Below are 15,580 nucleotides of genomic sequence, written 5' to 3'. Positions count from 1 at the left end.
TACCGGCAATATCGCGTTTTTCGTCGTCTTTTTCTAACGCAGCTGCTCGTATTCCGCTTTCATTTTGACCAAAAAGCTGTGCCGGTGCAGCGGACTGATGCCCAGCTCCAAAATCTTTTCGCGGTGCACGGCCGTTCCGTACCCTTTGTGCACGGCAATCCCGTAACCGGGATAATCGCGTTCCCATTCTCCGGCGCACAGCCGGTCCCGCGTCACCTTGGCCACGATCGAAGCCGCTCCGATGCTCTGACTCAGCGAGTCGCCTTTGATAATAGCGCGCTGCGGCAGTTCCACCTGAATGTTCTCCGCATCGACCAACAGGGCATCCGCCTGCTCCGGCAGCGCTTCGACAGCCATTTTCATCGCCAGGCGCGAAGCCTGTCTGATATTGATCCGGTCGATCGTCTCCGCGTCGACACGGCCCACTCCGACGGCGACCGCTTCCTGCATAATGATGTCGTACAGCTCGTCGCGTTTTTTCTCGGACAGCTTTTTGGAATCGTCGATCCCGTCGATCTTGAGCCCTGCCGGAAGAATGACCGCGGCCGCGACCACGTCGCCGAACATGCAGCCCCGGCCGACTTCGTCGACGCCGGCGATACGTTCGTATCCTTCCGTCCACCATTCTTTTTCCAGCAGCAGGCGATCGATCTCCACTTTTGCTTTTTTCTCTTTCGGCATTCTGCGTTCCCCCGTTCTTTGTTTTATTTTAACCGATTTTCACGGATCTGTTGACGCTCGTTCCCGATCTTACCGTCCATGCAAAAAAAGATCGCGGAACGCGGCTCATGCACCGCTCCGGCTGCTCGTCATGCAAGCTTCCGTCAAGCGCGGTCCATACGTCTCGTTCAGCGATCTTCTCCCGCGCGGTGTGCGCGGCGGCTGGCTTGTTGCTTCTGCTAATTGGCCGCTTGCGCGCACCCGCGTTTCCTTGCGTTTGTTAGAAAGGTTCTTCCAGCGAGAAGCGGCCCATTTTTCCGGCACGCAGTTCTCTGAGGAACAAAATGGACGCTTTTTGCAGATCGACGCGTCCGCCGCTCATGAGGCAGCCGCGTTTGCGTCCGACCACTTCCATGATGCGTACGATTTCGTCCGCGTCGTCGAACGCGTCGGGACGTTCGCCGAGATCAAAGCGCTCGGACAACCGATGCCAGTAATGCTCCGCAAAATACTTGACCGCGAAAAACGTAATCTCTTCCACGTTCAGCACGTCTTCCTTGATCGCTCCGGTAACCGCGAGCTTCATGCCGACGTTCTGATCTTCGAACTTCGGCCACAGAATACCCGGCGTATCGAGCAGTTCCATTTCTTTGCCGACCTTGATCCACTGTTGGCCTTTGGTCACGCCCGGACGGTCTCCCGTTTCGGCGATACTTTTGCCGGCCAGCCGGTTGATCAGCGTCGACTTGCCGACGTTCGGAATGCCGACGATCAAAGCGCGCACGGCCCGGGGATTCATGCCTTTGGAAATCTGGCGATCAATCTTTTCCTGCAGCAGCGCTTTGGCCTGAATCGAAATTTCTTTCATGCCGCGACCGCCCGACGAATCGGTCTCAATCGCCGTATGGCCTTCGCTGCGGAAATAGTCGATCCATTTCTTCGTCATCTCGGGGTCCGCCAGATCCGATTTGTTGAGCAGGATCAGACGGGGTTTGTCTCTTAGAATGTCGCCGATCATCGGGTTGCGGCTGGACAGCGGAAGGCGTGCGTCGAGCAGTTCGATCGCAAGATCGATCAGGCTCAGCTTCGCTTCGATCTGTCTGCGCGCCCGGGTCATATGACCGGGAAACCATTGAATTGTCATAACGGTGAGTCACCTCTCTTAACGGCTTTGCGCCAACTGCCCGCGCGACGGCCGGTCATGCTCCGCTTGCCTTCTTGCGGCAAACGGCGGTTAATGATTGACGATATGCAGATCGCTGAACGGCCAGAACACCAGATCGGCGCGGCCGGTAATGTCGCTGAACGGCACGTACCCGATCATCCGGCTGTCTTTGCTGTTGGGACGGTTGTCGCCCATGACGAACACATGGTCCGCGGGAACGGTTCCGTCCGGGAAGTTCGGGTTCGGGAAATTGGTATTGTTGTTGTACGTCTCGCCGTTGTTGTGGGCTTCGTCGAGCACGCCCTGGATATAAGGTTCTTCGATCAGCTTGCCGTTAACCATAACGTCGTCGCCTTCGACCTTAACCGTATCTCCCGGCAGCGCGATAACGCGCTTGATAAATTCTTTGTTGTCTTCGGAAGGCACTTTGAACACGATGACTTCGTCTTTGTGCGGGGCGCGGATATCGTACAAAATCTTGTTGACGATTACGCGTTCGCCGTCCTGGAAATTCGGGTGCATCGATTCTCCGTCGACCATGTAAGGCGCGAACAACAGCCAGCGAATCACAAAAACGAGTACCAGCGCGATCGCGATTGCCTTAATCCATTCAAGGGTCTCGCTTTTGACTTTGTTTTTCGGATTTTTAGGCGCGTCTTCCGATCTCTGCGCGGGATGGTTCACGTTCTCTTCCATTAGCTTGCCCTCTCCTTACGAGTGATATCCGAACATCAGCATTTTGCAAAAACGTCCGACCGTGAAAAAAGCTTCGCGGCCTTCCGGTTTTGAGAAATGCTCATATTCTTAACCGTTATGAGAATAAAACGAAAGGAGCTTGTTTCCAAGCTCCCCATTTTCGCCCGTTTGTTTTCCCGAAAGAAAATTAACGGCGAACTTCTTTAATTCTGGCTGCTTTACCGCGCAGATCGCGCAGGTAGTACAGTTTCGCACGACGGACTTTACCGTAACGCACGACTTCGATTTTGTCGAGTTTTGGCGAGTTGATCGGGAAAGTTCTTTCCACGCCCACGCCGTAAGAGATCTTACGAACCGTGAAAGTTTCGGCAATGCCGCCACCTTTGCGCTTGATCACAACACCTTCAAACAACTGGATACGTTCGCGAGTTCCCTCGATAACCTTAACGTGCACTTTCAAAGTGTCGCCAGGACGGAAGCTTGGAATGTCTGTACGCAGTTGTTCCTGAGTAAGAGTTTGAAGCAAATTCATGTTTGTTTCCTCCTTCCACACATGCGTTCGTACGTCTTCTTCGGAAATAAATTCCGCCTCATCATTCGCAGAGGACCGCAAGATTACACAACGGATTGATTTTATCATGAAACTTCACAAAAAGGCAAGACATTCTCACAAATTTTCTCCGCCGCGCCCTATTTATTTTCCAGACTCGCTTCTACCCCGCGGAATCCGGGCTTTTTACCATTTGGAAGAACCGGACGAACGGCCGCTTCCCCCGCCTTTGCCCCAGGAAGACGAACCGCTGGAGCGGCCGCTACCGCCCCAACTCGAACCTCCGGATGAACGGCCGCCGCCCGGACGATTGCCCGGGCCCCCGAATCCGCCTCCGAAGCCTCCGCCGAATCCCCCGCCTCCGCGGCGGTTGTTGTTGGCTCGCTGGACGGCCAGGCGGTAGTCGCGCTCCATTTCGTCCAGCACCTGGCGTCCGTACGCCGCCTGCGCCAGCGCTTCGTCGAAGCGGCCGGCCGCGATCAGCCGACGGGCTTCGGCTTCGAATTCCCCGTACCGCGCGGCATAAGGACGCGTCTGCAGGTGAAGCCGATAACCGGGCTCCCGGCCGAGGAAATCGCTGTTCAGCCGCTCCAGCTGCGTCATTGCTTCGTCGCGCTTCTGCTGAAGTTCGCGGATATGCCCCGCAAAATCGGCCGCGCCGCGCTCGTACGCCGCAAGCAGCGGCTCCGCGCGCAGCAGGTCGACCGGCTGGCTCCGCAGCGCCGAAGCGGCGGCTTCGCTGTCCGTCTCCGCCGCTTGCAGCGCCCGGTCGTACTCCGGCATCCGCATATTCATCGCCCGGTAAGTCCCGCCCGCCTGACGGAAAACACTGCGAGCCCCTTCCAGGCGCTGCTCCGCCGAACGGCGCTGTCCGGCCAGCTGATCGGCATACCCCAGCGCTTCGCGCATGGCTTCCCGCGCGCGCGCCGCCAGTTCGTCCGCCCGGTCGCTTTTCTCCCGTGCCGCCTTGTAATACTGCACCTGGGGATTAAGCGCGGAGCGGATCTCCGGCAGCAGCCGGCGAATCTCGTCTTCGGCTTGGCCGATCTCTTCCTGCCGCGCGCGCTGTTCACCCAGATGCGACTCGGCATAGCTTGCGCGCAGTTCGTTCCATTCACTCTCGTAACGCGGACCGAACTCTTCGATCTCGCGCAGCAGCGTCTCCGCGTCCCGCAGCGATTGGGCCGACGAAGAGCGGCTGTCCAGGCGCCGGCGCACGATATCTTTCGCTTCGGCAATCAGCGCGGCGATACCGGCCGAGCAGGCTCTTGCTTCCGGCACGTCGCCGCCGCGGATCAGACCGTCCAGCCGCTGCGTCTGCACGCCCGCTTCGCTCAGCAACCGAAACGGGTCTTCTTCGGTCAGCATCAGCGCTTCGCGTTCCACGACGGGACGCAGCTCGCGCTCGGCCTGCACGATCCGGCCGGGCCACTGCGCGGCTTCGGCCGCCAGACCGCCGAGCGCGTCGACATGCTCCGCAATGTCGCCCAATCTTGCGAGCGCCTGCTCGGCCGGAGCGGCCGCCTGCATGACGTCGAACTCGTCCAGCCCGTCCGCGCGTTCCAGCAGCGCCGACGCCGCGTCGAATTCGCGCTGCAGCGCATCGAGCGGATAGCCCGTTTCGCCGCGCAGCCGATCCAGCTTGTTCTTCGTCTCCGCCGCAAGAGTCCGCCCTTCGCTTACCCGGCGCCGCACTTCGGCAAAGCTTGCGGATACCTGCTCATACCGCTCATACAGCGTCCCGATCCGGCTGTCCCAGCCTTCCACTTCGCTGCTCAGCGCGTCGAGCTGTTTGCGCTGGGCGCCGGAAGCGAACGGGCCGGGACGGAAAGCTTCAAGGCGCGAAGCCAGCTCGCCGCCCGCTTGATGCAGGTCGACCGCTTCGCGGCTGATCGCTTCGGCTTCCTTGAGCGTCTGCCCCTGCACGAAGCCCATCTCCACCTCGCGAAACAGCTCCGACACCATGATCCCGTCCACTTTGGCGGAAGCGGCTTGCTGCCGGTTTTTCAACTCCTGCGCCCGCTTCTTCACGCGGGAAGCGGCGCGGAACATACTGATCGGCACGTACAGCGCCACGCCAAGCACGCCGAGCGCCAGAATGACGTACAGCCAGCCGCCTCCGGCGAACAGTCCGCCGCCCGACGACAAACCGTTGGCTGATGCCCCGCTTCCGTTTACGTACCCGCCGACAGCAAGCGCGCCCGCGGCCGGTCCGTCTTCGTTTGCCGCCGGCAAAAAAGCCCGCTCGATAATCCGATCCGCGCGGCCGAGCGCCGTATTGTTCAGCTCCAGATGCACCGTATTGGGATTCGTTACGATCAGCAGCAGCAATTCATTCCGATTCAGTCCCCACTCTTCGTACGTCCGCTGCGACAATCGGGCCGCGTCGCTTTCGCCCAGACCGCTCTCCGTCAGCACGTACACTTTATAGGTCCCGCTGCCGAGTTCCTGCTCCATCTGCCGAATCTGGCTGTCGGTAAATAACCCCGCCTCGTCCGTCACGAGTTCGCGTTGCGCGACCGAAGCGGCTGCCGGCAGCGCCGTCAGCAGCAGAAGCAGCACCGCAAACAGCAGCGGCAGTCCTTTTTTCATATCTTTTTTTCCCATCCTGCATGCCTCCTTTTCCATCCGTCGCTTTGAGCGCCGTTCCAACGTCCTTCTTCTCTATGTAACCTTTTGTCCGCAAACTGTCCCTTCCCGCTCCGTCTTTCTCTTTTAAAAAGAAAAAAGCGGATCTGCCGCAGCAGCCGAAACGAGAAAAAGCCCTGGAATTTCGTCTCCACGACATTCCAGGGCTCTGCCCGCCTCGCGGCGCGAACGATTTTTTTCTATAGGCGATTTTCTTCTATAAGCGATCTTCTTCTTCGCGTCTGAGCTCATCCAGCCATTTCGACTCCTGCTTGTTCAGCTCAAGCCGATCCAGCAGCTCGGGACGGCGCTGCAGCGTCCGGCGCAGCGATTCCCGCCGCCGCCAGGCCTCGATATTCGCATGATGCCCCGACAGCAAAATGTCCGGTACCTGCATGCCCCGGAACTCGGTCGGACGGGTGTAATGCGGATACTCCAGCAGGCCGGTGCTGAACGAATCCGTGACCGCGCTGTTCTCGTTGCCGAGCACGCCCGGCAGCAGCCGCACCGTACTGTCGATCATGACCATCGCCGGCAGTTCGCCGCCCGTCAGTACGTAATCGCCGATCGAAATCTCGTCCGTTACGAGGCCGGTCCGAATCCGCTCGTCATAACCTTCGTAATGCCCGCAAATAAAAATAAGATGTTCTTCCCGGGCAAACTCTTCCGCTTTGCGCTGCGTGAACGTCTCGCCCTGCGGGCACAGCAGCACGATGCGGGGCGGGGCCGGAGTAGGAACGGTATCGTCTTCGGCGGCTGCCTCCGTTTGCGGAGTTTCCGCTTCTTTGCGCCGGAGCAGGTCTTCCACAGCGGCAAAGATCGGCTCGGGCTTGAGCACCATGCCTCCGCCTCCGCCGTAAGGCGTATCGTCCACCTGGCCGTGCTTGTTCGTGGAATACTCGCGGAAATTGACGGCCGACAAACGGACGAGGCCTTTGTCTCTCGCTTTGCCGAGAATGCTGGCCCCGAACACGCCTTCGAACATATCCGGGAATAAAGTGAGTACGTCGATGCGCATCAGTCGAGCAGTCCTTCCATGACTTCGATCCGGACCGTTTTGGCGGCGATATCGACGCTTTTGACGATGCTTTCGATATAAGGAATCAGCAGTTCTTTGCCGCTGCCGCTTTTGACGACCCAGACGTCGTTCGCGCCCGGCGTCAAAATGTCGATGATCACGCCGAGTTCTTCGCCTTGTTCGGTCAGCACTTTGCAGCCCATAATTTCATGGAAGTAATACGCATTTTCTTCTTCTTCGACCGCTTCTTCTTTTGGCACTTTGACGTCCCAACCTTTATACTTTTCCACCTGGTTGATATTGTCGTAGCCGTCCAGCTTGACGACATACACGTTTTTTTGCTCGCGCGCCGACAAAATTTTGACCGGCAGCTTGGAACCGTCTTCCGGCGAGATCAACAGCAGCCGCTTGCCCGCGGCGAAACGAACTTCGGGAAAATCGGTAAACGGAAAAATTTTTAATTCTCCGCGTATGCCGTGCGTGTTCGCGATTTTGCCTACACTCAAAAACTGGGGTTCGGTATTCGAATTCATGTTCCAATTCCGTCCTTTCGCTGCTTCGATAAATTTTTGCTTCATTATATATAAGGCGGCAGGGGATGCCGAAGTCTTGACCATGTACGAAAAGGGGCTAGGAAGATAACCTCCTAACCCCTTTTCGTATATCTTTAAGACCGGAAAGCGGCCGATGCGCACGCGCACCGGACTTTCCCTTTAAGACTGGATATCCACGGTAACCCGCTTGTCCAGCTTGACTGCTGCCGACGTCACGACCGTGCGCAGCGCCTTGGCGATACGTCCCTGCTTCCCGATGATCTTGCCTACGTCATCGGGATGCACGGAAAGTTCGTATACGACCAGGGACTCTTTCTCTACGGTACGGACCTTGACGTCTTCCGGATGATCGACCAGAGCTTTTGCGATGACCGCTACTAACTGTTCCACGTCAACCCCTCCGAGTCACTGTCTTATTTTTGCAGTTTGGCTTCATGGAATTTCTTCATGATGCCGGCTTTGCTCAGCAGATTGCGAACTGTATCGGACGCTTGTGCGCCGGTTTGCAGCCATGCCAATGCTTTTTCTTCGTTGATGCTTACTACTTGCGGTTCTGCGACCGGGTTGTAGTAACCAATCTCCTCGATAAAGCGTCCATCACGCGGGGAACGGGAATCCGATACCACGATACGATAGAAAGGAGCTTTATGAGCGCCCATACGCTTCAGACGAATGCGAGTTGCCACGAAAATCACCTCCTTCAAGAAATAAACTGCTTTAAGGCTTTATCCTAATCGCTTCACTTCCGGCTTAACGGAACGGGAAGCGCATGCCCTTACTCATTTTTTGCATCTGCTTCATGGCTTTGTTGTTCTTGCCGCCGCCCTTGGAATCCATCATGCCCGAGAGCTGCTTCATCATCTTCTTCATCTCGTCGAACTGCTTGATCAAGCGGTTCACTTCGGCGAGCGACGTTCCGCTGCCTGCCGCGATCCGCTTGCGACGGCTGTAGTTGATCACATCCGGCGTCTGCTTCTCCACGCTCGTCATCGAATGCACGATTGCTTCGATCCGACCGACCTGCTTGTCGTCGACCTTCATGTCGGTCTTCTGCTTCATCTTGCTCATGCCCGGGATCATGTCCATGATCTGATCGAGCGGGCCAAGCTGCTTGACCTGCTCCATCTGCTCAAGAAAATCGTCGAAGGTGAATTCCGCGTTGCGCATTTTGCGCTCCATTTCCTTCGCCTTGTTCTCGTCGATTCCGGCCTGCGCTTTCTCGATCAGCGACAGCATGTCGCCCATCCCGAGAATCCGCGAAGCCATCCGCTCCGGGTGGAACGGCTCAAGCGCGTCCAGTTTCTCGCCGAGCGAGATGAACTTGATCGGACAGCCGGTCACGGCTTTGACGGACAGCGCGGCACCGCCGCGCGTATCGCCGTCAAGCTTCGTCAGCACGACGCCGGTCAGCGACAGCTGTTCGTTGAAGCTCTGGGCGACGTTGACGGCGTCCTGACCGGTCATGGCATCCACGACCAGCAGCACTTCATCCGGCTTCGTCTCCGTATGGATCTGCTTCAGCTCGTCCATCAGCTCTTCGTCGATATGCAGGCGGCCGGCGGTATCGATAATGACGTAGTCATGGCCTTTGTCCTTCGCTTCCTGCAGACCTTTGCGGGCGATCTCGACCGGACTGACCTGGTCGCCGAGCGAGAACACCGGAACGTTCAGCTGCTCGCCGAGCACCTGAAGCTGCTTGATCGCCGCGGGGCGATAGATGTCGCCCGCGACCATCAGCGGCCGGCTGCCCTGCTTTTGCAGCATCTTCGCAAGCTTGCCGGTTGTCGTCGTCTTGCCGGCGCCCTGCAGGCCCGCCATCATGATGACGGTAGGAGGCCGGGTGTTTTTGTTGAGCTTGGACTGCGTGCCGCCCATCAGATCCGTCAATTCCTTATTGACGATGTCGATGATGACCATGCCCGGCGTGAAGCTCTCGGTGACTTCCTTGCCGAGAGCTTTTTCCTTCACTTTGCCGATAAAGTCCTTTACGACCTTGAAGTTGACGTCCGCTTCCAGCAAAGCCAGACGCACTTCGCGCATCGCATCGTTTACGTCTTCTTCGGATACTTTGCCTTTTCCCCGAAGTTTGCCGAAAACGTTCTGGAGCCTCGTTGTCAATCCTTCAAATGCCATAGGTTCACCCCCGTTTCGATCACTTCTCTACTATTATATATCGAAAGGCGCTCATTTATCGAATTTGCAAGATCGTGCGCGTACCGCTATTCCAGAGCCTGCAGATTGCCCGAGATCGTTCCGAGCCTGCTGCGCGTCTCTTCCGGCAGCTTGTCGTCGAACGACATGGCTTCCAGTTCGCGGATCTCCTGCATGCGGCTCTCGTGCCGACGCAGCAGTTCGAGCTTCGCTTCGTAATTCTCCAGCGTCTGCTCCGCACGCTTGATGTGTTCGTACACCGCCTGGCGGCTAATTTCGAATTCCGCGGCAATCTCGCCAAGCGAGAAATCGTCGTGGAAATAATATTTCAGAAAAGTCTGCTGCTTCTCCGTCAGCAAGCGCTCGTAAAAAGCGAACAGCAGGTTGATTCGATTCGTCTTTTCCAGACGATTGTCCTGACTCATCCGGAACGCTCCTCTCGTCAAGGCCAAACACTTTACACATCAATCAACGTTCATTATCATATCGAAAACAAAAGAAGATGTCAAGCGTTAACGCTTAACATCTTTGAGGATTGTTTAAATTTGATTTTGGCGTGCTGTATTCTGTGCTTTTACGGCAGCAGATACATCAAAATGCAGAAGAAATGCAGGATGCTGCCTGTCAGCACGAACAAATGCCAGATCGCGTGATGGTAAGGAAAAGCCCGCCAGACGTAAAAGATCGTACCGACGGTGTACATGAGGCCGCCCGCGACGAGCAGGTGAATGCCTTCGACAGGAATGGCTTGGGTCAGCGCGCCCCAGGCGAGCACGATCAGCCAGCCCATCAGCAGGTAGAACAGCGTGGACATGAACAGAAACTTTTTGACGAAAAAGGCTTTGAAGATAACGCCGCCGATCGCGATGCCCCAGACGAGTCCGAACAGCGTCCAGCCGAGCGGTCCGCGAACGGCGGTCAGCATGAACGGCGTGTACGTTCCCGCGATATACAAGTAGATGGAGGAGTGGTCCATGAACTCGAAGAAATCTTTGACCTTGCCTTCGGGGAAACTGTGCACGAGCGTCGAGCTCAGGTAGAGCAGCAGCATCGTAATGCCGTAAATGGTAAAGCTCACGATATGCCAGGGCGTGCCTTTGGTACTCGCGAACACGATCAGCAGCACGAGCGCGGCAATGCTGAGCGCGGCTCCGATCCCGTGCGTGACGGCGTTGGCGACTTCTTCGCGGCGGGAATACGTATGCGTATTGGCCATGCGGACATTCCTCCTTATTCTTGCAAACCATGCGTCGTTTTCATAAACATCATATTTCGATTATAAAGGCTTGCGCCGCATATTGCCACCTTGCATCCCCGCGCTCGGCAGCAAAAAAAGACGCGCAGCGCGAAAAATTCGGCTGCGCGTCACTCTTCGGAGATCGACCGGCCGGCGCGTCCGATTACTCGGGCTGCCGCGGTTCCCCGTCTTCTTCTTCGATCAACTCTTCTTCGATCAGGCCGGCGAACAGCGCGTGCACGAACTGCTCGGAATCGAATTCCTGCAAATCGTCCACTTTCTCGCCGAGACCGACCAGTTTGACCGGAATGTTCAGTTCCTGGCGGATCGCCACGACGATGCCGCCTTTGGCCGTGCCGTCGAGCTTGGTGAGCACGAGGCCGGTTACGCCGCTTTTCTCGCCGAACAGCTTGGCCTGACTGAGCGCGTTCTGTCCGGTCGTCGCGTCAAGCACCATCAGCACTTCGTGCGGCGCGCCCGGAATCTCGCGCTGGATGACGCGGAAAATTTTGTTCAGCTCGTCCATCAGATTGCTTTTGTTCTGCAGCCGTCCGGCGGTGTCGCAGATCAGCACGTCCGCGCGGCGCTGCTTCGCGGCCTGTACGGCGTCGTACATGACGGCGGCCGGGTCGGAGCCGGGATTTTGCTTGATGACTTCGACGCCCGTGCGGGTGCCCCATACTTCAAGCTGCTCGATCGCGCCGGCGCGGAACGTATCGCCCGCGGCGAGCAGCACTTTTTTGCCTTCGCTTTTGAACTTGTGCGCAAGCTTGCCGATCGTCGTCGTTTTGCCGACGCCGTTGACGCCGACGAACAAGATGACGGTCGGACCGTCGGCGCTCATGTTGAGCGAGTTGTCTTCTTCGCCGCGCAGCAGGCCGATCAGTTTCTCCGACAGGACCGGGCGCAGCTCGCTGGCGTCGTTCAGGCGGCGCTTCTTGACTTCCACGCGCAGGTCGTCGATCAGTTCCATGACCGTATTGACGCCGACGTCGGCTCCGATCAGAATCTCTTCCAGCTCTTCATAAAACTCTTCGTCGATCTTGCGGCGGCGAACCATCAGGTTCGATACGCGCTCCACGAAGCCTTTGCGCGTTTTCTCCAGGCCGTCTTTGAACTGTTTGGTTACCGCGTCGGTCTTGCCCGCGATACTTTCTTTCAATTTGCGAAAAAAGCTCATGCTTGACTTCCTCCAGTCGTAATAGGCTTCCGTATGGGACCTGCTTCAATCTGTCCGTTATTAAGCATTAAGCGATGCTGATCTCTTCGTCTTCGAGCCGGACCGACACGAGCTTGGAGACGCCGCCTTCTTCCATCGTGACGCCGTACAGCACGTCCGCTTCTTCCATCGTGCCTTTGCGGTGCGTGACGACGATAAACTGCGTCTGCTCCGCAAATTCGCGCAAATATTGGGCGAACCGCGTCACGTTCGCTTCGTCGAGCGCCGCTTCCACTTCGTCCAGCACGCAGAACGGGACCGGCTTGACGTGCAGAATGGCGAACAGCAGCGCCATCGCGGTCAGCGAGCGTTCGCCGCCCGACAGCAGCTGCAGGTTTTGCAGCTTTTTGCCCGGCGGCTGGGCGACGATGTCGATGCCCGTCTCCAGCAGATTGTCCGGATCGAGCAGGACCAGATCGGCCCGCCCGCCGCCGAACAGCTTGGCGAATACCGTGCCGAACTGCCGGCGGATCGCGTCGAACGTCGTTTTGAAGCGCTTGGACATCTCTTCGTCCATCTCGCGAATGACGAGGTACAGCTGCGCTTTGGCTTCCATCAGGTCGTTTTTCTGCTCGTTCAGGAACTCGTAGCGCTCGCTGACCCGGTCGTATTCCTCGATCGCGCCGAGACTCACTTCGCCCAGCAGCGCAATCTTGCGCTTGATCTCCCGGACGTCTAGGCGGGCCGCTTCCGGATCTTCCGGCAGTTCGTGCCGCTGCTTCGCCAGCTCGTACCCCATGCCGTATTCGTCCGCCAGCTTTTGCAGCGTATTCTCCAGCTCCACGTCAAGCCGGTTGGCCTGAATTTCCGTGTGCCGAATCCGGTCTTCGACCGTCTTCAGCTCGCTGCGCTGCTTGTGCGTCTCGCCCTCGCGTTCTTCCAGCTTGCGCTGCCGCTCGGCGCGTTCGCCGCGCTTTTCTTCGAGCCTTTCCTGCGTTACGCTTTTGAGCTCTTTGGCTTCCTGCAGTTCGCGCACATGCTCTTCGGCGTTTTTGCGGTTCGCCGCAAGTTCCGCTTCGGCGGAGCGCAGCATTTTGCGCCGGTCGGCCAGCTGGTTCGACACCGTGCCGGTCTCTTCGCCCAATCGGCCCAGCCGCTCTTCGAGCGACGCCGTCTCCTGCACGAGCCGGCTTTCCCGGACCCGCAGTTCGGTCAGCGTGCCCTGCAGCTCTTCCTTGGCCGATTCGCTCGCTTTGCGCGCGAATTCCGCTGCGGCGATCGACTGGCGGGTCGCCGCTTCTTCGGCTTCCAGCTCCGCGAGCTTCGCTTCCGCTTTTTTGCGGCTTTCGCCCGCGCTTTCCAGCTCTTCCGCATAGCCCGAACGCTCTTCGCCGTGCAGCGCGAACTGCTCGTTCACGTGGCGCAGCCCGTGCTCGGTCTGCTTCAGCTCGCCGTCGAGCCGCTGCTGATCGGCGCGCAGCGTATCGCCGCGTTCGCGCAGCTCGCCAAGCCGCTGTTCGCTTTGAACGGCCAATTCGCCGTTCTCGCGTTCTTCGCGCGTCAGGCGCGCAATCTCGCGCTCGCTGTCGCGGATTTCGCGTTCGAGCTGCTCCAGCACTCGCTTGCGCCCGAGCAGGCTGCTGCCGCGCCGATTCTGGCTGCCGCCGGTCATCGAACCGCCGGCATTGACGACGTCGCCGTCCAGCGTCACGACGCGGTAACGGTAATTCAGCCGCGAAGCGATGACGTTCGCGTCTTCGAGCGTCTCGGCCACGACCAGCCCGCCGAGCAGGCTGCCGACGATGCCGGCATACCGCTCGTCGGCTTCGACCAATTCGGCGCCGATGCCGACGAATCCGCCGGCGGAAGCAGCCGCGCGCTTGTCGCTGTCCGAGATATGCCGCGGACGGATAACGTCGAGCGGCAGGAACGTGGCGCGCCCGAGCTGGCGCTGCTTTAGATAGCCGATCGCTTTGCGGGACAGCGCTTCGTTCTCCATGACGATATGCTGCAGCGAAGCGCCGAGCGCCGTCTCGATCGCGGTCTCGATCTTCTGAGGCACGGTGATCAATTCGGCGACCGCGCCGTGCACCCCTTCCAGGCTGCGGCTGCGCGAAGCTTTGAGCACTTCTTTGACGCCGACCATGAAGCCTTCGAAATCTTCCTGCATCTCCTGCATCGTATCGCGCCGGGAGACGAGCGATTCGCGCTTTTGCTCCCATTTGCGCGCCGAAGCCGAACTGTCCGCCGCGTTTTTTTGCAGCGTGTGCAGCTTCTCGCTTTCTTCGATGTACGAGCGGCGCAGCGCCGCGATATCGGCCGTGAGTTGTTCCAGAGCGGCTTTGCGTTCGGCGTGCTCCCCGTCAAGCCGCTTCTTCTCCGCTTCCCAGCGGCCGGATTCCTCGTCGACGCGGTTCATGCGCCGCATGACGCCTTCCTTTTGCTGATCCGCATAACGAATTTCGTTGCGGGTCTGCGCCATTTTGTTCATGAGCTCCAGCAGATCGCCTTTGAGCGATTCTTCCTGCTCGTGGCTGATCCCTTCGGTCACGCCGGTCAGCTTGGCCTGTTCCGCCGACAGTTCGGTCCGCAGATGGTCAAGTTCCAGCCGCGCCGCCTCGAGCTTGTTTTGCACGAACGCACTTTCCTGCTTGCGCTGGTCGAAGCGTTCGCCTTCGTTCTCGATCGCTTCCTTCAGCTGCTCGCGCGACTGCTCCAGATTGCGGCGGCGCTCTTCGAGCAGCTGCGCGTAACCTTCCGACTTCTCGGACAGCTCGCTGTAGCGCAGCAGGCGGCCCTGCAGCTCCTCGATCTCGTTCTCCGCGGCGCGCAGCGCCTGGCGATCGGTATCGAGCGTAAGATCGTGCTCTTCCACGATCGCCGACAGGCGCTCGCGCTGGCGCTCAAGCTTCGCCAGCTTCTCCGACGCCTCGGTCCATGCTTCGTGAATCTCGCCGATCTGGTACACAAACAGCGAGATCTCTTTGCCCTGCAGTTCTTCCTTGAGCTCTTTGTAACGCCGCGCTTTGTCGGCCTGCGCTTTGAGCGGTCCGATCTGGTCTTCGAGTTCGGTGACCAGGTCGTGGATGCGCAGCAGATTCTGCTCCGTATCCGCAAGCTTGCGGTTCGCTTCTTTTTTGCGCGATTTATATTTGACGATGCCCGACGCTTCTTCGAAAATGCCGCGCCGATCTTCGGAGCGCGTGCTGAGGATCTCTTCGATCCGCCCCTGCCCGATGATCGAATACGCTTCTTTGCCGATGCCGGTATCCATAAACAGCTCGGTGATGTCTTTGAGCCGGCAGGGCTGCCGGTTGATCAAGTATTCGCTGTCTCCGCTGCGGTGGACGCGGCGGGTGACGGTGACTTCCGCAAAATCGAGCGGAAGCACCTGATCGGCGTTATCGAGCGTCAGCGAGACTTCGCCGTAATTGACTGCTTTGCGCGCGTCGCTGCCGGCAAAAATGATGTCTTCCATCTTTCCGCCGCGTAGACTTTTGGCGCTTTGTTCCCCCAATACCCAGCGGATGCCGTCGGAAATATTGCTTTTCCCGCTTCCGTTCGGACCGACAACCGCGGTAATCCCGCGGACGAATTCCATTTCCGTTTTGTCGGCGAACGATTTGAATCCGGCGAGTTCGATCCGTTTCAGATACATGACCGCTGCTCACCTCCCCTTTCCTGTTGATCCTGCTGTTCTCCCGTTCGAGGTGCGCGGGCCTGCCGCAAACGCGGCGGCCTTTTCTTTTACAACGAAAAAGA

14 protein-coding genes are annotated in these 15,580 nt (G+C 58.4%); all 14 read right to left on the bottom strand.

The features are described from left to right. Positions 1-33 precede the first annotated feature (33 nt). The 14 genes from FFV09_RS19465 to smc all read right to left on the bottom strand — a co-directional run bounded on the left by FFV09_RS19465 (position 34) and on the right by smc (position 15,476). Entirely contained in the window at positions 34-708 is a 675-nt protein-coding gene (locus FFV09_RS19465; RefSeq protein WP_281288505.1) for a ribonuclease HII, read from the bottom strand. A gap of 232 nt (positions 709-940) precedes the next feature. After that, complete coding sequence (gene ylqF / locus FFV09_RS19460) at positions 941-1,804, bottom strand: ribosome biogenesis GTPase YlqF (protein WP_141449373.1); 864 nt, start codon at positions 1,802-1,804, stop codon at positions 941-943. A 90-nt stretch (positions 1,805-1,894) separates the two neighbouring features. After that, positions 1,895-2,521 (bottom strand): signal peptidase I, encoded by a 627-nt coding sequence (lepB, locus tag FFV09_RS19455; RefSeq protein WP_141449372.1) that lies wholly within the window; start codon positions 2,519-2,521, stop codon positions 1,895-1,897. Positions 2,522-2,708: 187 nt separating this feature from the next. Further along, positions 2,709-3,053, bottom strand: a complete 345-nt coding sequence (rplS, locus tag FFV09_RS19450) for a 50S ribosomal protein L19 (RefSeq protein WP_141449371.1) — start codon at positions 3,051-3,053, stop codon at positions 2,709-2,711. 204 nt (positions 3,054-3,257) lie between these two features. Further along, on the bottom strand, positions 3,258-5,678 hold the full coding sequence (locus tag FFV09_RS19445; RefSeq protein ID WP_170315087.1) for a TPM domain-containing protein: 2,421 nt from the start codon (positions 5,676-5,678) through the stop codon (positions 3,258-3,260). Between the two features lie 238 nt (positions 5,679-5,916). Then, positions 5,917-6,717 carry a tRNA (guanosine(37)-N1)-methyltransferase TrmD gene (trmD, locus tag FFV09_RS19440; RefSeq protein ID WP_141449369.1) on the bottom strand — a complete coding sequence of 267 codons (801 nt, stop codon included), beginning with the start codon at positions 6,715-6,717 and terminating at the stop codon, positions 5,917-5,919. Further along, positions 6,717-7,250 carry a ribosome maturation factor RimM gene (gene rimM / locus FFV09_RS19435; RefSeq protein WP_141449368.1) on the bottom strand — a complete coding sequence of 178 codons (534 nt, stop codon included), beginning with the start codon at positions 7,248-7,250 and terminating at the stop codon, positions 6,717-6,719. Before rimM ends, trmD begins: the two co-directional genes overlap by 1 nt. Before the next feature lie 180 nt (positions 7,251-7,430). Then, complete coding sequence (locus FFV09_RS19430) at positions 7,431-7,661, bottom strand: KH domain-containing protein (RefSeq protein ID WP_141449367.1); 231 nt, start codon at positions 7,659-7,661, stop codon at positions 7,431-7,433. A gap of 23 nt (positions 7,662-7,684) precedes the next feature. Continuing rightward, on the bottom strand, positions 7,685-7,957 hold the full coding sequence (gene rpsP, locus FFV09_RS19425; RefSeq protein WP_018975061.1) for a 30S ribosomal protein S16: 273 nt from the start codon (positions 7,955-7,957) through the stop codon (positions 7,685-7,687). 64 nt (positions 7,958-8,021) lie between these two features. Next, complete coding sequence (ffh, locus tag FFV09_RS19420) at positions 8,022-9,404, bottom strand: signal recognition particle protein (RefSeq protein ID WP_141449366.1); 1,383 nt, start codon at positions 9,402-9,404, stop codon at positions 8,022-8,024. 86 nt (positions 9,405-9,490) lie between these two features. After that, complete coding sequence (gene ylxM, locus FFV09_RS19415; RefSeq protein WP_141449365.1) at positions 9,491-9,847, bottom strand: YlxM family DNA-binding protein; 357 nt, start codon at positions 9,845-9,847, stop codon at positions 9,491-9,493. 149 nt (positions 9,848-9,996) lie between these two features. Further along, the gene (trhA, locus tag FFV09_RS19410; protein WP_141449364.1) at positions 9,997-10,638 is read right to left on the bottom strand and encodes a PAQR family membrane homeostasis protein TrhA; all 642 of its coding nucleotides are present in this window, start codon (positions 10,636-10,638) and stop codon (positions 9,997-9,999) included. Between the two features lie 184 nt (positions 10,639-10,822). Next, positions 10,823-11,839, bottom strand: coding sequence for a signal recognition particle-docking protein FtsY (ftsY, locus tag FFV09_RS19405; RefSeq protein ID WP_141449363.1), 1,017 nt, complete (start codon positions 11,837-11,839; stop codon positions 10,823-10,825). A gap of 67 nt (positions 11,840-11,906) precedes the next feature. Further along, complete coding sequence (gene smc, locus FFV09_RS19400) at positions 11,907-15,476, bottom strand: chromosome segregation protein SMC (RefSeq protein ID WP_141449362.1); 3,570 nt, start codon at positions 15,474-15,476, stop codon at positions 11,907-11,909. Positions 15,477-15,580: the final 104 nt, after the last annotated feature.

Source organism: Saccharibacillus brassicae (genome assembly GCF_006542275.1).
GTDB lineage: Bacteria > Bacillota > Bacilli > Paenibacillales > Paenibacillaceae > Saccharibacillus > Saccharibacillus brassicae.
This window is presented reverse-complemented; position numbering and strand designations above follow the sequence as displayed.